This is a genomic window from Methylomonas rivi (assembly GCF_024505165.1).
In the GTDB taxonomy this organism is placed as follows: Bacteria; Pseudomonadota; Gammaproteobacteria; order Methylococcales; family Methylomonadaceae; genus Methylomonas; species Methylomonas rivi.
The window spans coordinates 1-17,956 of sequence record NZ_JANIBK010000073.1; the positions used below are offsets into that span (position 1 = coordinate 1).

The following is a 17,956-nucleotide window of genomic DNA, read 5'->3' on the forward strand; positions in this document are numbered from 1 at the left end:
CCGGCGGGGATTCGCCGTGTCAGCCCCTATATTTCTCGACCCGGTTTCTGCCGGAATGCTTGGCGTCGTATAAGGCGCGGTCCGCATGCAATAGTAAATCGCCGAACTCGATATTTTCCCGCGGTATCAGCGTCGCCACGCCCAGGCTGATGGTGACGTATTGCGAAATTTTGGACTCGGGGTGCGGCAATTTCATGCTTTCGACAGCCGTCCGTAAAATTTCGGCCAATTGCATGATTTGCAAGGAATCGCAGGCCGCCACCACGCAAAACTCCTCGCCGCCGTACCGGGCGATCAAATCGCCGGAACGCCTGAAATAGCGCCGTAAGGTGCGGGCCACTTGCCGCAAGCATTGGTCGCCTTCCACATGCCCCAGGCTATCGTTGTACGCTTTAAAAAAGTCGATATCGATCATGATCATCGACAGCGGATAATGGTGCCGGGTGGCGCGTTTCCATTCGCGTCTGACGAAGGCGTCGTAATAACGCCGGTTAGGCAGCAAGGTCAACGAATCCAGATAGGCCAGTTGTAAATGGCTGCGGGCCTTCGTCAGCCGCTTATTGAGCCTTTCCTGAGCCCAATAGGCAACCAATAAAGCCATTAATCCGATCGCCGCAATCAATAGATGGGATTGCTGCAGCCATTGCAAGCGCACGGAAAGAAAATCGTCGATACTGGAACTCGGTATGCTGACGCTGATGCCGCCGCGCACATCGCCGACTTTATGCTCGGGGCCGTTATGGCATTTCAGGCAGGACGGCTCTAAAACCAAAGCCCCCATGTAACGATAAAAACTTTGCCCCCCGATGTCGCTCAATTCTTCGTAGGATTGCCGGCCTTGGACAAACGCTTGCAGCGCCTTGGTTTCCCAGGCATCGGCTTTATTTTCCGGCCGTATGGGCGTTAAGCTGGTGATATGAAATCGGATACCGCTGTGGCTTTTCTCCATGTCGGCCAGCTGCCGGGTCATCAGAGCGGGATTGATCAAGGTCAGTTTTTGGCCCGTGCTGGTGGTAACGTCGCGGTCGGGCGTATTCAGGTAGGGGTTGGGTGGGTTCTGTTCGGTAACCGGGGCATAAACGCCGCCATGTCCGGCATTCCATTGCCTCATCAGCACAATATGCCGAAAAAACATCTCCGCTTGCGTATAGGCGATTTTTTGGCCGTATTTTTTGTCGTCTTCCACCTGATAATAAAAAGACAAGCCAATCAACATCAGCCAAAGCATGCTAAACAATAGAAAGCTGGTGGCTTTCATGTACAACTCCCATACCCGGAACAAAAGCGGCAGTGCACTCTAAACATTAAACATTCCCTATTTTTTGCAATTAAATAGATGTGACCTTCATAGGATTGATTATAATCAATATCAAGAATTTGCCCGAAATTTCACGAAATTCCCTCAGATTACGCTTTAGCGAAAACCCGGCCGACGGTGCTGGGTTTCACTATAAAGCGATTTCCCGAGGTTGTTGATGAACTTGATCACTCTTTTAAAATGACTGCCCGATTTACACTATCCGATCAAACAGCCGAGCACGACCACAATCAGTGCATCCGAAACGCCATTGCAACCGCCGAAGACTTGTGCATCAGCCGCGGCGTGCAATTAACGCCGATCCGCCACAAAATTCTGGAATTGATCTGGAACAGCCACAAGGCCGTCAAAGCCTACGACTTGCTGGATTTGATACGCCCCAGCAATGACGCCGCGAAACCCGCTACAGTGTATCGCGCTTTGGATTTTTTACTAGAGCAAGGCTTGATTCATCGGGTGGAAAGCTTGAATGCCTTCGTGGGTTGCCGCAGCTCCGGCACCCGGCACGACCAACTTTTATTGATCTGCACCGTTTGCCATAACGTGGAAGAGCGTTCGGCGCCGCAGGTGTTTTTAGCGCTGGCCGAGGAAATGCAAAGCGCCTTGTTCAGTCCGCAGCGTAAGACCATCGAGATCCACGGCCTGTGCAAAAGCTGCCGCGCCGAATAAAGTTTCGAAACCCGTTTAAACATTGACCTAAATCAATATTCGCTGAGCGTTCCTCCCTAAAATACAACCCATGTCAATTGCTTTCCTACCGTTGGCATATCCTCTTGAAAGATAGGTCTCAGGGCGGATGAATTTATCCATCCGCCCTTTTTTTACCCCAAATCCTCTATAATTCCGGCCTGACTGATTTTGCCCGGGCCGACATGCTGACCGCCTCCCAAAAAAAACTTATCGCACAAGCCGCCCTAAACTTCGACATCCTGAGCGAACAGCGTTTTTGCCAACTCTGTAAACACCCGGACTCGATTGCCTCGGCCAGCGACAGCGAATTGCAGGCTTTTTTACAACTTGCCAATGCCCTGTACCGTGGCGGCGAACCGATTGTCAGCGATGCCGACTACGACTTTATCTATCTGGCGGAACTCGGAAAACGCCATCCGGAACATCCCTTATTACAAGCGGTAGAACCCGAACCGGCCTTTGCCGGCAAAACCGTGGATTTACCGGTCGTCATGCTGTCCACCGACAAGGCCTATAGTATGGATGACGTGGAACGCTGGGCAGGCCGGATAGAAAAAGCCGCGCAAGAATTGGGAAAAAATTTTGCCGAATTGAGCTTTAAAGTCACTCCGAAACTGGACGGCTACGCTGCCTACGACGACGGCGAAATGCTCTACACGCGCGGCGACGGCCGCAAGGGCCAGGACATCAGCCGGGTGTTCGAACGCGGCCTGCGGGTTGCCGGCCATGGACATCGCGGTTTGGGTGCCGGCGAGATCGTGGTGTCGCGCAGTTATTTTGACGAACATCTCGCCGCGCATTTCGATAATGCTCGCAACTTTCAGGCCAGCGTCATCAAGGAAAAAGAACTGGACGAACATGCCGAAGCAGCCATCAAGAAGCAGGCGGCGGTGTTTTACCCCTTCGCCCTGCTGCCGTGCTGGGAAGGCCCGTGGCAAACCCTCATCGCCGGCTTCGAAAACATTGTTAAAACCGTATGGCATCAGGTGGATTACGATGTCGACGGCGTGATTCTGGAAATCGTCGACGAAGAGCTGAAAAACCACATGGGCGCCACCCGCCACCATCATCGCTGGCAATTGGCCTACAAAGAAAATTTGCAAACCGCCGAAGTCGAAGTGCTGAGGGTGACGCCGCAAACGTCGCGCTCCGGACGCATTACCCCGGTCGCCGAACTGGAACCTGTGCGTCTTAGCGGCGCCCTGTTGTCGCGGGCTACGGCTCATCATTACAAAATGGTGCTGGAGAAAGGCATAGGCCCCGGCGCGATTATCCGGCTGGCCCGCTCCGGCGAAGTGATTCCTAAAATCGAGCAGGTGATCCGGCCCGCCGAACCGCAAGTGCCCGAGCGCTGCCCCAGTTGCGGCCACGAATTGATTTGGGACAACGATTACCTGATCTGTCCCAATAACCTGGCTTGTCCGGCCCAGATCAGCAACAGCATGGAGCATTTTTTCCGGGTGCTGAAAAACAACGACGGCTTCGGTGCCGCCAGCATCAAAAAACTGTATGAAAACGGTATTCGCCGGGTCGATGAAATTTATGCGCTGACGGCCGAGCAATTCGAAAGCATGGGTTTCGGCCCCAAGCAATCGCAAAATCTGGTCGATCAATTGCTGCGCAGCCGCAGCGAAGCCGTGGAAGACTGGCGCTTTTTGGCTGCTTTCGGCGTGTTCAGAATGGGCTTGGGCAATTGCGAACGCTTATTGCAACACTATGCCTTGACGGATATTTTTTCGCTCGGCGAGGATGAAGTCGTGGCGATAGAGGGCTTTGCCGAAAAAACCGCCGCGGTGATTACCGAAGGCTTTGCCAATATCAAACCCTTGTTCGATAAGCTGATGGGGCTGGGATTCAATCTGCAAAGCAGCCAACAGCCAGCCGATAACGCATCCCATCCCTTGGCTGGAAAAACCCTGGTATTCACCGGCACCCTGCACAGCGGCAGCCGCGACGAACTCGGCAAACAAGCCAAGGCCAAGGGTGCCAAGGTCGGCTCCTCGGTATCGGCCAAAACCGATTATCTGGTGGCCGGCGACAACGTGGGCGCCAACAAGCTGAATGCCGCCCACGACAAAGGCGTTAGCATCATCAACGAACAGGAGTTTCTGCGGTTGCTGAACGGGGCCGGCGCATGAGTGCCCGCCCTCCTATCGTGCTGTGCTTTTCCGGCCACGACCCCAGCGGCGGCGCCGGCATACAGGCCGACATAGAAGCCATCGTCAGCCACCGCTGCCACGCCGCCAGCGTCATTACCGCCTTGACCGAACAGGACAGCCGCAACGTTAAAAAACTGCTGCCGCAAAATCCCGCCGACATTATCGGCCAGGCGGAAACCGTGCTGAACGATTTCAAAGTCTCGGCGATCAAGATCGGTTTGCTGGGCCATCCGGATACCGCGCTGGCCATTCACGGCATTTTGCGGCAATGTCCGGATATACCGGTGGTACTCGACCCGGTCCTGGCTGCCGGCGGCGGCACCGAGCTGGCCGGACAACAACTGATAGCCGCCATCGTCGACAAGCTGCTGCCGTTGACCGCTGTCTTGACGCCGAACAGCCAGGAAGCCCGCAAATTGGCGGGTAAGGACGATTTAACCGATTGCGCCCGCCTATTGCTGGCCAAAGGCGCCCAAAACGTGTTAATCACCGGCAGCCACGAAAATTCCCTACTGGTGCATAACCGTTTGTTCATGCCGGACAATTTGAACGAAACTTTTAACTGGGAAAGGCTGCCGCACCATTACCACGGCTCCGGCTGTACGCTGGCCAGCGCCATTGCCGCCCTGCTCGCTCAAGGCCTGGATGTGTTTACGGCGGTCAACGAAGCCCAGGAATTTACCTGGCAAAGTCTGGCGGCCGCCTATCTGCCCGGCAAGGGCCAATACAATCCCCAGCGGTTATTCTGGATGGATGCATGAAATTTCCGCGACGCGGCCTGTATGCCATCACCCAACCCGAACGCAAAACTCTCGCACAAATCCTGCGCGAGGTGGAAGCGGCGCTAAAAGGCGGCGCCGTGGCGGTTCAATACCGGGATAAACAGCCGCTCGACGCAGTCGGTTTGGCCCGGCAATTAATAACGCTGTGCCATGCTTACCGGGCCCCGTTGCTGATTAACGATAGCGTGGAGCTGGCATTGAAAGCCGGTGCCGACGGCGTGCATCTGGGCAAGGATGACGGCGACATCGCCGACGCCAGACAGCGGCTGGGAGCTGATGCCATTATTGGCGTGTCCTGTTATAACGATGTACAAAAAGCCTGTGCCGCGGCCGGGCACGGCGCGGATTATGTGGCTTTCGGCCGCTTCTTTCCATCCGGCTCCAAACCGCTGGCGGCGCCGGCCGAACCAGCGACTTTAACTCTGGCCAAACAGCAGTTGAAACTGCCTATTGTCGCTATCGGCGGCATTCTGCCGGAAAACGGTGGACAGATAATTGCCGCGGGTGCAGACTTACTGGCGGTGATAGGCGGCATCTTCGACCGCGAACCGCAAGCGGCGGCTCAGGCCTATCAAGCCCTATTTCATTCCTAAATCAAGGAGATTATTATGTCGGAACATGTCTATAAAAAAATCGAACTGACCGGCTCTTCCAGTGCCGGCATCCAACATGCCATCGAAACCGCCATCGCCAAGGCCGGTCAAACCGTTAAAAACATGCGTTGGTTTGAAGTGGTGGAGACGCGCGGCCATATCGAAAACGGCAAAGTCGCGCATTGGCAGGTTACCATCAAAGTAGGTTTTACCGTCGAAGATTAACAATCCGTTCATTTATTCCTAAAGTGGCGAGAACCACGCTTTGTAAATCTCGCCACCCTACCCCTAGCCGCCTTCCATCCGTTTTCCAGGCGTCTGAGCAAAGCAAATAATTGCTCGCCTTTGGCGTACTGGGCCGCCCCCAATCCCAAAACAGCAGCGGCTATCAAGCCGCATTACATCGTCTTATTTCAAACTCCGACACAGAGTCTGAGTTTGCATCGGATTCTAGTTTATAAAAGTTTCGATCCCCGGAGGGGTTTATGTGTTGGAGTGGAGAGGCCTCGGCCGCGCTTGCGGTTACCGGCTTTGCGAGTACGGTTTATTTTTATCGCCGGGGGGAATCCAGGGTACTGTGCATGGCGCTGGCGTATTTTTCCTTGATGGAATTGCTGCAGGCCTATACCTACACGGTGATCGATGAGTGTTTTAACCCGAACAATCAGATTGCCACCTTCTTGGGTTATATGCACATCGCTTTCCAGCCGTTTTTCGTCAACGCGGTGACCATGCATTTCATCCCGCAACCCTTGCGGCAGCGCATTGCGCCTTATGTGTACGGCTTGTGTTTTGGCGCGGCCACCATCTTCATGATGCGCATTTACCCTTTCGACTGGGCCAGCTTGTGCTTCGACCGGTTTTACCAGTTTTTGCCGGGCACCGACATCAAATTCAGCATGCCGTTTTGCGGCAAGCAAATCTGCTCGACCTCCGGCCAATGGCATATCGCCTGGGCCATTCCGGCCAGCGGCAGCATAGCCATGGCCAACAGTTATGTTTACGCGGCGTTTGTGCTGCCGCTGTTATACGGTTCCTGGAAACTGGTGCTTTACCACCTCAATACCGGCCCCTTATTGGCTTATTTGACCACCAACAACATGAACGAATGGGCGGCGGTATGGTGTTTATATTCGATAGGCCTGCTGTTGCTGCTGATAAAAACCCCGGTTCGCCGTTTTTTGCATGTCACCAGCTGGTACGGCCAAGCGTATCCGGAATTTTTGACCCGCGAACGGCTTGAGCAAAACAGCCAGCCGAAACAGTGATCAAATCCCGCTAAAGCGTATATAGCGCCGCAACGGCGAACCCGCCGCCCAAACAAAGGCCTCGGTGTAGTAATGCATCAAGGCCAGATAACCTATCAAGCCTAAAGTGACGGCCTTGTAAATTCGGGTGGAAAACAGCGTTTGCAGGATTGCATTGACCAAATCGTCGCCGTAAACCTGCAATAAATAGGTCAATAAAAACGACAGCGCCGGCAACACGACGGCCACCGGCACATGACAGAATGCCGCCAGTCTGAACAGGCCGTTTTGAGGCCGGTCGCCGTGCCGATTAACATCGTGGCTGACATAAAAACTATAGGCGGTAATATCGTGTACCAGGCGCGGCATCAGGATCGCCAAGAAATAATACTGCTGACTGTACACATACCAGCTGGCCGCCACCAATAAGGTGTTGGCCCATAAAAAGTACACCCCGAAGCGGCTCGGCACGTATTTTTGGCAAACCAGCGTGGAAATCAGCAAAGCCGCGGTCAATACGCCGGCAATCTGCAAGACGATATCCGCCTGCAAGAGCGTCAGGCTGTTTTTTAAAAAAATCCCCATGTAAATAAAAATACCCGCGCTGACGCTCAACCACAATTGCAGATAAAACGCCCAATTCGGTAAACGGCACACCGCCTTGGCAACCCCGTGTTGCTGTTTTAACACGTGGTACACCGTCCAGGCAGCGCTGATGATGTACAGCGCCCGGTAAGGAATAAACAAACTGCCTATCCCGAAGAATACTGCGATAAACAAAGTCATGCCCAGCAGCTTGTTTTTAAACGTGCCGACGTAATCGGCATGCCCGAACAGCAGCAAATTGCTGGCGATAATATGCGGGGTGCCGAACAAAATCTGAAACAACAGAAAATGGCTGGGACTGCTGGGCAGCATGTCGCGTAAGGCGTGTTGAAAGCCGTATCGGTCCAACCACAGTACCAGCACGCACAGCGGAACGATGGCATAGAGGCTTAACAAAAAACGAAACGAAACCGAAAGCTTGAGATCGCCGATCTGATACGGAGCAAGAATAGCCTGGGCCGACATGGTGCCACCTTTATTGTTATAGTTGTGGGCGGCTATTATCCTCAATCCGCCTTATGTTTCAACTGCTTGCTCGACGCACTTTCATCCGGCATGGTTAAATGCGGGCGTGTCCGGTAAAATCCCGCCTCATTTATTCGCCGCCGACCCCATCATGAGCTTTTTTCAGTTACATCCGCGCCTGCACCAGGACACCTTTCTTGTGGGCCATTTCGCCTTGTGTAAAATCCTGTTGATGAACGACAAGCAATATCCTTGGGCAATTCTGGTACCGCAACGGCCCGACATCGCGGAAATTTATCAACTGAAGCCCGGCGACAGGCAACAATTGCTGGAGGAGTCGTGCCGACTGGCGGAAGCGCTGGTTGCGCTTTACCATCCGGACAAGCTGAATATCGCCGCCATCGGCAATCTGGTGCCGCAACTGCACCTTCACCATGTGGCGCGCTACCGGACCGATATTGCCTGGCCGGGCCCGGTCTGGGGCAAATTCGCGGCCAGCGCCTATACCGAACAAGAGGCCGGAATCCACATAGCCCGGCTGCGGGAAAGCCTGCAAGGCCATTTGATTGGCGATTAACCGTGCAAACCCATCCCGCCTCTCAAAATCGCGATTCGCAGTCGATTTTTAAGGAACGAATTTTTTTCCGAAAATTAAAATCGCTAAGATCGTGTATGTTGGAATTAGCACCGAAGATAAGTTCCTTGTCCTCCATGGCGTCTTTTTCCGTCAACCCCAACGAATGAAGCAGTTCCGGGTATTTCTCCATTTCTTTTAGGGTTAATTTAAAGTTGGTATTCTCAAACACCGTTACCTTGGCCCGGGGACCGGTTTTAAGGCTGCTGATCTCCAGTTCCCAGTTTTTCCCCTGGACCGTACGCAGATTATCCAGTCGGATGGGCCCGTCGAGACGAAAACGATCGCCGCTATACTGGCTGCCCTGAAAGAACTCCACCCAACAATCCTTATCCTTGGCATGTACCGCCGGTGCTAAAACCAGCAAAGCGGCGGTTAACAGTATGGATTCTATTGTTCTACACACAGAATTGATTTTGTTCATTGTTGTTCTCCGTGAGTTATTGAATGATTTTTAATGGCGCCGATTGGCGGCATAAGCCATAAAAATCGCCGTTAAAACGTCAGAACATCGAAATGTTGCATGCCTGGTCAAGCTCAATGCTTACTCGGCCGGTACACCGCGCTTTCGCAGCCGCCGGTTTACCTGCCAATGATATAGCTTGGCCAACCAAGGCCGGACAAACGGCAGACCCATCACGCGGGCAAAGAGTTTCAAACGCGGCACTTTATTCATCAACAGAATGTAGGCGTCGAGTTCGGAAACGATGCGGCCGTCGGTATCGCGGACATGCAGTTCCGATAAAGCCTTGCGCGGCTCGATACCCAGCTCCCGCAGGCGGTTTTCCTGGCCGGTAATATCGAACCAACACACAAGTTCGGCCGCGCCACCCGCCAATTTTTCATAAGTCGCCCGATCGCGTCTGCATTTAGGGCAAGCGCCATCGTAAAAAACCGTCAACTTTTGCGAATCAACTTTCATCTCAAGCGAATTTTCCGGATTTTCGGGGCGCATGCGTTCAACCTTTCAGTACCAGCGTTTCGAAATTGGGCAACCAGTCGGCAAATTCTGCAACATAGTTATAGCCGCACACGGTGTTTAAATCTCTGCCGCTAACGATTTCCAGAACGCGTTTGGCTTGTTTTACCGTTTCCGCCGCGGGCCCGTATGGATTGAATTCCATGCCGGTGTTGCTCAGGAATACATAGTCGCAAATGAACAAAGTGTCCCGGTAAATATAAAACGTAAATCCGGGCGTATGGCCGCCGGTATGGAAAGCCTCTATGCCGTGGACGGTAAAATCGCCGTCGAAGCGCCGGTCGATGTCGAACGCTGCCGCCAGCCGGTGGCGGGCGTCCAGCTCATGCAAATAGACTTCGGCGCGCCATAGCCGCCGGTATTGATTGGATGCGCCCATGAAGTGGCGGTGGGTGAACAAAATAACCTTCACCGGCGCCAAATCGCGGTTAAATGCCGACGGCGAATCGATCCAGACCGCAGCGGACTCGGTTTCGATACGATAGGCCGCGTGCTCCAATCCCAGCTTGGGTAGCGACAGCAACTGGCTGACCGTATCGTTTACGGCGTAACCGGTCACTCGATATGTGGTTTCCGCCTCCTCCCACGCCATGAATCGGTCGTGCCGGGCGCCGCAAAAGGGGCAAATATCGGGCATTTCGCCTATCATGTTGTAGCCGCATTGCAAACAAACCCACTGCGATTCGTCGGGTAAGTTAAAGGTATCGGAATTATTCATTGCTTGCCCCTAGCAGCGGCTCACTGCGGTCCGGCGAAACCATGCGTTCCGGTCTGACAATGGCATCGAATGCCTCCGCGCCAATCAGGCCGCTGGCAATGGCCGCTTCGCGCAGAGTAATTTGATTTTTTAAAGCCGCGTGCGCGATGCGCGCCGCCTTGTCATAACCGATATGCGGCACCAGCGAGGTCACCAGCATCAACGAATTTTTCATCAGTTCGGCGATACGGTCCCGGTTCGGCGTAATCCCCACAACGCAATGTTCGTTAAAGCTGTTGATCGCCTCGGCCAATAGCCGGATGGATTGCAGTACGTTGAAAATGATCACCGGCTTAAAGACATTGAGTTCTAGTTGTCCCTGAGCGCAGGCGATGGTAACGGTGACGTGATTGCCCATGACCTGCGCGCATACCATGGTCATCGCTTCGCACTGGGTCGGATTGACTTTACCGGGCATGATGGAGGAACCGGGCTCGTTTTCCGGCAGCATCAGCTCGCCCAGCCCGGCGCGCGGCCCGGAAGCCAATAATCGAATGTCGTTGGCGATCTTATTCAGGCTGACGGCGATGCAATTCAAAACGCCGGACAATTCGACCAGCGCGTCGTGGCTGGCCATGGCTTCGAACTTGTTGGCGGCCGAAACGAACGGCAAACCGGTCACCTGTGCCGCCCGCGCCGCGAAATGTTCGGCGAATTCCGGTTTGCTATTCAGGCCGGTGCCGACCGCGGTGCCGCCCTGGGCCAACGGATAAAGCCGCTTCAAACTGTCGTCGATACGCGCCAGGCTCAGTTGCAACTGGGTGGCATAAGCTGAGAATTCCTGGCCCAGGGTCAACGGCGTGGCGTCCTGCAGATGCGTGCGTCCGACCTTGATAATATCGGCCCAGGCTACGGATTTATCCCGCAAGGTTTGCCGCAAATGCCGTAAGGCCGGGATCAGTAAAGTCTGCACCTGCTCTACGGCGGCAATATGCATGGCGCTTGGAAATACGTCGTTACTGGATTGTCCGCGGTTGCAATGATCGTTGGGGTGTACCGGCGATTTCGCGCCGAGTGCGCCGCCAAGACCGAGATTGGCCAAATTGGCGATCACTTCGTTGGCATTCATATTGGATTGGGTACCGGAACCGGTTTGCCAGATTACCAGCGGAAAATGCGCATCCATTTCGCCATCCATGACGCGTTGCGCCGCCTCGGCAATCGCCCGCCCCATGCGTTCATCCAGGTTATGCAGGTCAACATTAACCAGCGCCGCGCAATATTTGACCATGCCCAGAGCCCGGATCAACGGCCGCGGCAGACGTTCCTCGCCTATCCGGAAATGCAGCAACGAACGCTGGGTTTGCGCGCCCCAGTATTTATCGGCGGGCACGGCCATGCTACCCAGCGAGTCGGTTTCGATGCGGGTGGCGGGCGCCTTATCCATGGATTTCGACTCGGCAACAGCGGCGAGTTAGCCGCCCGGCTTTAACAGCATCTTACGCACCTCGCCGACGTGGGTTTCCTCCAGTGCGCACATCCTGCGGGCGTATTCTTCCAGCAATACATTGCGGCCATTCACCAGTTCCAACAGGCTGTAGTATTCGGCCAGGGCCTGGGTTTCGTGTTCGAGAGATTCGCGCAGAATATCGCCGATGTCGTGCTTATGGGTTTCCAATAACGGCCCAATACCCAGCGAAGGATGGCCGCCCAAATGGGTGATCAGTTCGCCGGCCTCGTTGGCATGCAACAAGGATTCATTGGCTTGGCCCCGCATCCAGGACACGATGGGGATGCGGTTATAGCCGAAAACCATAAGCGCATAGTGAGTGTAACGCACAACGCCGGCCAGTTCGGCTTCCAGGATATGATTCAATACCTGGACGACGGCGTCTTGATCGATTCCGGTGTTAGCCATGATAGCCTCCTGTCTCAGAATGGAACGGGGATTAACTATAAGCCTTTTGAATCGTTTAGGGAACCTAATAAAAGCTATGAGCGGCCGGCGGATGCCGTTAAGGCGATTGCCAAGAATAAATCTACCTGACTGACGGCTATATTTTTCGCGGGAAATCGCCTAAAGCTTTCCCTGGGCCAGCAAGCACCACTGCAAACGCTCTGCCGCGTGTCTTGCCAATACGCCGGCGGCCGTTTCAAGTTGCCGAGCCAGCGCTTCGTTATTCAGCGAACCCGCGGCGCCGCCGCGAATGGCTTTGCCGACGCTGCTGGCCGCCGACGCCTCGGCTTGTTTGGCCGTGGCCTGTATGTACTCGAATTGCCGAGCGCTCAGGCTTAAGCGGATCGCTTTAGCGGGATCGTGCCTATCGATATGCCAATCGACACCCATGGGCCGGTCCGCGTCTTGAAAGGTCAGGACGTCGAATTCCGCCGGGAATTCGCCGGCCGTGGAATACGCCAACACCGGCAGCGGCGCCAGGGTATCGCGCAGGGCATCCAGAAAGATGCGCATTACATCGGCGCCGATTTGACTATGGTCCACTTTCGAACCGTCCGCGCCGGACGCCGACAGACCGGTAAAACCAAACCGGCTGCCGTCGCGATCGATAAATCCCGCCACGTTCGACCAGGAAGGTTTTAACCTGGGTTGCAGCATATCCAGCAAGGCGGTAATTTTTTGATCGTTGGGATTGCGTTTCAAAATGGCCGCAATTTCCTCGCGCAAGGTATTGTCGGCTTCATTCCGCCGCTCATCGACGTTCACGGGCTTGGTGAAATAGGTTGTTAAATAAGCGCGGCCAAGCTTTTTCAGCAATTGCACATCTTGCTGCGCGGCGAGCGGGTGCTGCCGCATGTTAGCTACGATTTCTTCGGCTTTTCGGCGGATGTTTTCGCTAATGCCGCTAGCCGGCATCCCGGCCAAATCGGCCATGGGATTGGCCTCGAAACGGTCAATCAACGTTTGTAAATGCGCCCGGGCTTGCAAGGCATGCTCCGTAAGATTGGCGCCGTCCAATAAACCTAATGGGTTCAGCAATAAGCCGTTTTCCGCTTGCGATTTTAGCTTGCCGACCAATTGGCCGAAACCCAGCTTTAATTTTGCCGTTTCCGGGGCCATGCAGCCGGCAAATTCAACCGGATCGACCGATGGCGTTACGGCTAAAGGTAGCTGAAAGTCGCCCAGGCTTTCCTCCAGTTGGCCGAGACGGGCCGGCGTTTCCACGCTGCCGCAGCCCGGTAGCAGCATGAAAAGCGACAAAATCAGAATGCTGGCGGCGAATGGCGGTGTCGGCATGGCAAGTCTCCCAAACTATAGTCATCGCACGGCAAATTTCGGTTTTCGATTCTCCTCGCCCCGACCCTCTCCCGCGGGAGAGGATATTAAGGTGCCGAAATTCGATGCGCAAAAAAGTATAACGATATTAAAACCCGCGCACCGCCCCGGTTCATGAACGTTGCGCGTGTAATTTCCGACGTCCACGGTAGCGGCATGGGTTTAGGCTGGCAAGGACCTGATCTTGGCGACAATATCGGCGAGCGCGGCGTTGCGGGGCGCGGACTCCCCCATCAAATAGCGCATTAAATCGGTATCTTCGCAATCCAATAGTAATAAAAAAGCTTGGCGTTCCGCGGGGCCCGCGGCTATAAAACCATTTTCCAGATAGCGGACAAGCAGCAAGTCCAGTTCCAGCGTGCCGCGCCGGCAGCGCCAGCGCAGCTTGTTGAGTTCGCTCATGTATGCTCGCGCCGCACCAGCATTTTCTTGACTTCGGCAATGGCTTTGGCCGGATTCAGACCTTTCGGGCAGGTGTCGGTGCAGTTCATGATGGTATGACAACGGTACAATTTGAACGACTCGTTCAACTCGTCTAGGCGGGCCTGATCGTCGGTGTCGCGGCTATCGGCCAGCCAACGGTAGGCCTGCAACAATATGGCCGGGCCCAGGTATTTGTCGCTGTTCCACCAATAGCTGGGGCAACTGGTCGAACAGCAGGCGCACAGCACGCACTCGTACAGACCATCCAGCTTGGCGCGCTCGTCCCGGCTTTGCAGGCGCTCGGCGGCTGCCGGCGCTTCGGTATCGTTAGTCAGCCAGGGTTTGATGGACGCGTATTGCTCGAAGAAGTGGCTCATGTCCGCCACCAGATCTTTCACCACCGCCATGTGCGGCAGCGGGAAAATCTTCACCGTGCCTTTGTAATCGGCAATCGCCTTGGTGCAGGCCAGGGTGTTTTTGCCGTTGATGTTCATGGCGCAGGAACCGCAGACCCCTTCCCGGCAGGAACGCCGAAAGCTCAGCGTGGTATCGATTTCGTTTTTGATTTTTAAAATGGCGTCAAGCACCATCGGCCCGCAATGATCCATATCGATTTCATAGCTATCGATACGCGGGTTTTCGTTTGTATCCGGGTCCCAGCGGTACACTTCGAATTTGCGGATATTGGCGGCGCCGGCGGCTTTAAAGGTTTTGCCTTTTTTAACCACCGAATTTTGCGGCAAGGTAAATTCAACCATTAGTAAACCCTCTCTTTTGGCGCAACAACGTCGACTTCGTCGGTCAATGTATACAGATGGACGGGCCGATAATCGATTTTGACTTGATTGTTTTCCCGCCAGGTCAGCGTATGTTTCAGCCAGTTTTCGTCGTCGCGTTTGGGGAAATCCTCGCGGGCATGGCCGCCCCGGCTTTCCTGGCGATTGCCGGCCGCTGAAATAGTGACGTGGGCCTGTCCCAGCAGATTATCCAATTCCAGCGTCTCCACCAGATCGGTGTTCCAGATCAGGGATTTGTCGCCGACTCTGATATCCTCGAAGGATGCCGCTACTTCGCCCATGCGCTGTATGCCTTCCCGTAGTGTCTTTTCGGTTCTGAACACCGCCGCCTTGGACTGCATGGTGGTCTGCATGTCCAGGCGTATTTCGGCCGTAGAGCGGCTGCCGTTGGCATGGCGAATTTTGTCGAACCGGGTCAAGGCTTGGTCGGCGGCATCTTTTGCCATGGGTTTATGCGGCATGCCCGGTTTGATCAATTCGGTGCAACGGATCGCCGCCGCCCGCCCGAACACCACCAAATCCAATAACGAATTGGAGCCCAGCCGATTGGCGCCGTGCACCGACACGCAGGCGGTTTCGCCGATGGCCATCAGACCCGGCACCACGTAATCCGGATTGCCGTCCTTCAAGGTCACCACTTCGGCTTTGTAATTGGTCGGAATGCCGCCCATGTTGTAATGCACGGTCGGCAGCACCGGGATCGGCTGTTTGGTGGCATCGACACCGGCAAAAATCCGCGCGGTTTCGGTAATACCCGGCAAGCGCTCGTGGATGATGGCCGGGTCGAGATGCTCCAGATGTAAATACACGTGATCTTTCTTAGGCCCTACCCCGCGACCGGCGTTAAGCTCGACGGTGATGGCGCGGCTGACCACATCGCGGGACGCCAGATCCTTGACATGCGGCGCGTATTTCACCATAAAGGCTTCGCCTTCCGAGTTGGTCAGATAACCGCCCTCCCCGCGCGCGCCCTCGGTCATCAGGCAGCCGGAGCCGTATATGCCGGTAGGGTGAAATTGCACGAATTCCATGTCCTGCAACGGCAAACCGGCCCGCAAGGCCATGCCGTTACCGTCGCCGGTGACGGTATGAGCCGAGGTACAGGACAGGTAGGTACGGCCGTAACCGCCGGTCGCCAGCACGGTCTGATGGCCGCGAAATAGATGAATCGAGCCGTCGTCCAGGCACCAAGCCAATACCCCCCGGCATTCGCCGTCCTGCATGAGCAAATCCAGCGCGATGTATTCGACGAAGAATTCCGCTTTATGCTTCAAGGCCTGCTGATACAAGGTATGCAAAATGGCGTGGCCGGTCACGTCGGCGGCCGCGCAGGTGCGTTGCGCCTGGCCCTTACCGAAATGGGTGGACATGCCGCCGAAGGCGCGCTGATATATCTTGCCTTCCGGCGTTCTGGAAAACGGCACGCCGTAGTGTTCGAGTTCGATAATCGCCGGAATCGCCTCGCGGCACATGTATTCTATGGCATCCTGGTCGCCCAGCCAGTCGGAACCCTTGACGGTGTCGTACATGTGAAAACGCCAGTCGTCTTCGCCCATGTTACCCAATGCAGCGCTGATACCGCCCTGGGCGGCAACCGTATGGCTGCGGGTAGGAAAAACCTTGGTAATGCAGGCGGTCTTGAGGCCTTTCTCCACCATGCCGAATGTGGCACGCAAGCCGGCGCCGCCGGCGCCAACCACGACCACGTCGTGTTGGTGTTCGATGATGTTATACGCTGAGGCCATGGGTTACCTGTCCATAAGAATAAAGAAAATTGCAGTTAAAGCTGCAACGCCCAATGCGAGAAAAATTAAATTAGTGGCGCGAATCGCCAGATGCCGGGCAGACAGCGTGGAAACGTAATCTTCGATGACGACCTGCACGCCCAGGGCGGCGTGAAAAATGACGGCCGCTGTCCAGGCGATGATGGCCGCCGCGTTGGTGGGCGATGTCAACCAGGCCACGGTATCCGCATAGGGCGCGGTAAGGGCTTTATTCAGCAAGACCAGCAACCAAACCGACAAAGGAATGAGGGCAACCGCCGTGACCCGCTGATACCAGAAATGCCCAGTCGCATTATGTATGGAAAAACAATCGGCGATTTTGGCGAAAGACATGGCGTACTCCGATTAGGACAATAAAAATGTAATGAGGGTGAAGAGTGCGGAACAGGCAAGTTCGATCAGTGCGTATTTGTCCAAGGTGGCGCGATCGAAGGTTTTACCGATATCCCAAATCAAATGGCGGGTGCCGTGGCATAAATGAAAGAACAGGGCATAAATAAACCCCCAGTACACCGCTTTGAACAGCCAGAACGACATAAAAGCCTGCATGGCCAGGTAACTCGCCTCGCCGGCGGCCATGGCAAACAGCACATAGACGAATAACACCAAACCCATCGATAGCAGCACGCCGGTCATGCGGTGCGTGATGGAAATCAATCCGGTTAAGGGCAAACGATAAACTTGCAGGTGGGGAGAGAGCGGTCGGTTGGCTGACATGGTTTACCCTATACTTGATTTGAAAAACGCTGCCTAGAAATCGACGCAGCGCCCCTTTCGTTCCCAATCGCCGTAGCGCGTGGGCTCCGGACCTTTCGGACCATTAATTTCCGCGACCTCGGGTTGATCTTGCCGATTGGCATCCGCAACCGGCGGCTCGGGTTTCGCCGGGCCGCTTCCGTTTTCGGGTTGAGTTCGGTTGTTCGTCATACGCCGGTTAGGTTTCAACGATTTTTAATCGCCGGCAGATCGCGTTGCGGCGAACCGACGTACAGCTGGCGGGGACGGCTGATGGGCGTGGTCGGTTCCGCCATCATTTCCAGCCAATGCGCCACCCAGCCCGAGGTTCTGGCAATCGCAAACATCACCGTGAACATGTCCACCGGAATACCCAAGGCTTTGTAAATGATGCCGGAATAAAAATCCACGTTGGGATAGAGTTTTTTCTCGATGAAATATTCGTCTTTCAAGGCATGCTCTTCCACGGCCAAGGCCAATTCGAACAGCGGATCGTTTTTCTGGGTCTTGCTCAACACTTCGTGGCAGGTTTTGCGGATGATGGTGGCGCGGGGGTCGAAATTTTTGTAGACGCGGTGGCCAAAGCCCATCAGACGGAAGGGATCGTCATGATCCTTGGCCTTGGCAATATATTTAGGCACGTTTTCCACGCTGCCGATTTCCGCCAGCATGTTCAATACCGCTTCATTGGCGCCGCCGTGCGCCGGCCCCCACAGGGCGGCAATACCCGCCGCCACGCAGGCGTAAGGATTGGC

Annotated in this window: 22 protein-coding genes; 7 read left to right on the forward strand and 15 right to left on the reverse strand. The window is 55.0% G+C overall.

The window, feature by feature from the left end; all coding sequences use genetic code 11:
- Window positions 1-19 precede the first annotated feature (19 nt).
- Window positions 20-1,258, reverse strand: coding sequence for a diguanylate cyclase domain-containing protein (locus tag NP596_RS13285; protein ID WP_256615862.1), 1,239 nt, complete (start codon window positions 1,256-1,258; stop codon window positions 20-22).
- Window positions 1,259-1,498: 240 nt separating this feature from the next.
- On the opposite strand from NP596_RS13285, the gene NP596_RS13290 reads away from it, so the two are divergent.
- From NP596_RS13290 to NP596_RS13315, 6 genes are all read left to right on the forward strand, one after another.
- Window positions 1,499-1,987, forward strand: a complete 489-nt coding sequence (locus NP596_RS13290; RefSeq protein WP_256615864.1) for a transcriptional repressor — start codon at window positions 1,499-1,501, stop codon at window positions 1,985-1,987.
- A 203-nt stretch (window positions 1,988-2,190) separates the two neighbouring features.
- Entirely contained in the window at window positions 2,191-4,146 is a 1,956-nt protein-coding gene (locus NP596_RS13295; protein ID WP_256615865.1) for a BRCT domain-containing protein, read from the forward strand.
- Entirely contained in the window at window positions 4,143-4,928 is a 786-nt protein-coding gene (thiD, locus tag NP596_RS13300; RefSeq protein WP_256615866.1) for a bifunctional hydroxymethylpyrimidine kinase/phosphomethylpyrimidine kinase, read from the forward strand. The genes NP596_RS13295 and thiD overlap by 4 nt, the downstream gene beginning before the upstream one ends.
- Window positions 4,925-5,542 carry a thiamine phosphate synthase gene (gene thiE / locus NP596_RS13305; protein ID WP_256615867.1) on the forward strand — a complete coding sequence of 206 codons (618 nt, stop codon included), beginning with the start codon at window positions 4,925-4,927 and terminating at the stop codon, window positions 5,540-5,542. The genes thiD and thiE overlap by 4 nt, the downstream gene beginning before the upstream one ends.
- Window positions 5,543-5,557: 15 nt before the next feature.
- Entirely contained in the window at window positions 5,558-5,767 is a 210-nt protein-coding gene (locus NP596_RS13310) for a dodecin (protein WP_256600626.1), read from the forward strand.
- A gap of 260 nt (window positions 5,768-6,027) precedes the next feature.
- Window positions 6,028-6,810: a DUF5765 domain-containing protein gene (locus NP596_RS13315; RefSeq protein WP_256615868.1), complete on the forward strand. Its 783-nt coding sequence runs from the start codon at window positions 6,028-6,030 to the stop codon at window positions 6,808-6,810.
- On the opposite strand, the gene NP596_RS13320 is transcribed toward NP596_RS13315, so the two are convergent.
- Window positions 6,811-7,860, reverse strand: a complete 1,050-nt coding sequence (locus NP596_RS13320; protein WP_256615869.1) for a hypothetical protein — start codon at window positions 7,858-7,860, stop codon at window positions 6,811-6,813. It lies immediately after the preceding gene.
- 151 nt (window positions 7,861-8,011) lie between these two features.
- On the opposite strand from NP596_RS13320, the gene NP596_RS13325 reads away from it, so the two are divergent.
- Complete coding sequence (locus NP596_RS13325) at window positions 8,012-8,437, forward strand: HIT domain-containing protein (protein ID WP_256615870.1); 426 nt, start codon at window positions 8,012-8,014, stop codon at window positions 8,435-8,437.
- A gap of 22 nt (window positions 8,438-8,459) precedes the next feature.
- Here NP596_RS13325 and NP596_RS13330 read toward each other — a convergent pair whose 3' ends face one another.
- The 13 genes from NP596_RS13330 to NP596_RS13390 all read right to left on the reverse strand — a co-directional run.
- Window positions 8,460-8,918 carry a beta/gamma crystallin domain-containing protein gene (locus tag NP596_RS13330; RefSeq protein ID WP_256615871.1) on the reverse strand — a complete coding sequence of 153 codons (459 nt, stop codon included), beginning with the start codon at window positions 8,916-8,918 and terminating at the stop codon, window positions 8,460-8,462.
- 120 nt (window positions 8,919-9,038) lie between these two features.
- Window positions 9,039-9,449 (reverse strand): thiol-disulfide oxidoreductase DCC family protein, encoded by a 411-nt coding sequence (locus NP596_RS13335; protein WP_256615872.1) that lies wholly within the window; start codon window positions 9,447-9,449, stop codon window positions 9,039-9,041.
- Window positions 9,450-9,453: 4 nt separating this feature from the next.
- Window positions 9,454-10,191, reverse strand: a complete 738-nt coding sequence (locus NP596_RS13340) for a rubredoxin-like domain-containing protein (RefSeq protein ID WP_256615873.1) — start codon at window positions 10,189-10,191, stop codon at window positions 9,454-9,456.
- Window positions 10,184-11,617 carry a class II fumarate hydratase gene (gene fumC / locus NP596_RS13345; RefSeq protein WP_256615874.1) on the reverse strand — a complete coding sequence of 478 codons (1,434 nt, stop codon included), beginning with the start codon at window positions 11,615-11,617 and terminating at the stop codon, window positions 10,184-10,186. Before fumC ends, NP596_RS13340 begins: the two co-directional genes overlap by 8 nt.
- A gap of 27 nt (window positions 11,618-11,644) precedes the next feature.
- On the reverse strand, window positions 11,645-12,088 hold the full coding sequence (locus NP596_RS13350) for a ferritin-like domain-containing protein (protein WP_256615875.1): 444 nt from the start codon (window positions 12,086-12,088) through the stop codon (window positions 11,645-11,647).
- Between the two features lie 159 nt (window positions 12,089-12,247).
- Window positions 12,248-13,423 (reverse strand): hypothetical protein, encoded by a 1,176-nt coding sequence (locus tag NP596_RS13355; protein WP_256615876.1) that lies wholly within the window; start codon window positions 13,421-13,423, stop codon window positions 12,248-12,250.
- A gap of 201 nt (window positions 13,424-13,624) precedes the next feature.
- Complete coding sequence (locus NP596_RS13360) at window positions 13,625-13,864, reverse strand: FAD assembly factor SdhE (protein WP_256615877.1); 240 nt, start codon at window positions 13,862-13,864, stop codon at window positions 13,625-13,627.
- Window positions 13,861-14,643, reverse strand: coding sequence for a succinate dehydrogenase iron-sulfur subunit (locus tag NP596_RS13365; protein WP_305891772.1), 783 nt, complete (start codon window positions 14,641-14,643; stop codon window positions 13,861-13,863). Before NP596_RS13365 ends, NP596_RS13360 begins: the two co-directional genes overlap by 4 nt.
- The gene (gene sdhA, locus NP596_RS13370) at window positions 14,643-16,427 is read right to left on the reverse strand and encodes a succinate dehydrogenase flavoprotein subunit (protein ID WP_256615878.1); all 1,785 of its coding nucleotides are present in this window, start codon (window positions 16,425-16,427) and stop codon (window positions 14,643-14,645) included. Before sdhA ends, NP596_RS13365 begins: the two co-directional genes overlap by 1 nt.
- A 3-nt stretch (window positions 16,428-16,430) precedes the next feature.
- On the reverse strand, window positions 16,431-16,799 hold the full coding sequence (gene sdhD / locus NP596_RS13375; RefSeq protein ID WP_256615880.1) for a succinate dehydrogenase, hydrophobic membrane anchor protein: 369 nt from the start codon (window positions 16,797-16,799) through the stop codon (window positions 16,431-16,433).
- Between the two features lie 12 nt (window positions 16,800-16,811).
- Complete coding sequence (sdhC, locus tag NP596_RS13380; RefSeq protein WP_256615881.1) at window positions 16,812-17,183, reverse strand: succinate dehydrogenase, cytochrome b556 subunit; 372 nt, start codon at window positions 17,181-17,183, stop codon at window positions 16,812-16,814.
- A 33-nt stretch (window positions 17,184-17,216) separates the two neighbouring features.
- Entirely contained in the window at window positions 17,217-17,393 is a 177-nt protein-coding gene (locus NP596_RS13385; RefSeq protein ID WP_256615883.1) for a DUF1674 domain-containing protein, read from the reverse strand.
- Window positions 17,394-17,407: 14 nt separating this feature from the next.
- Window positions 17,408-17,956: citrate/2-methylcitrate synthase (locus tag NP596_RS13390; protein WP_305891773.1), on the reverse strand; the 549-nt coding region annotated here is incomplete at its 5' end.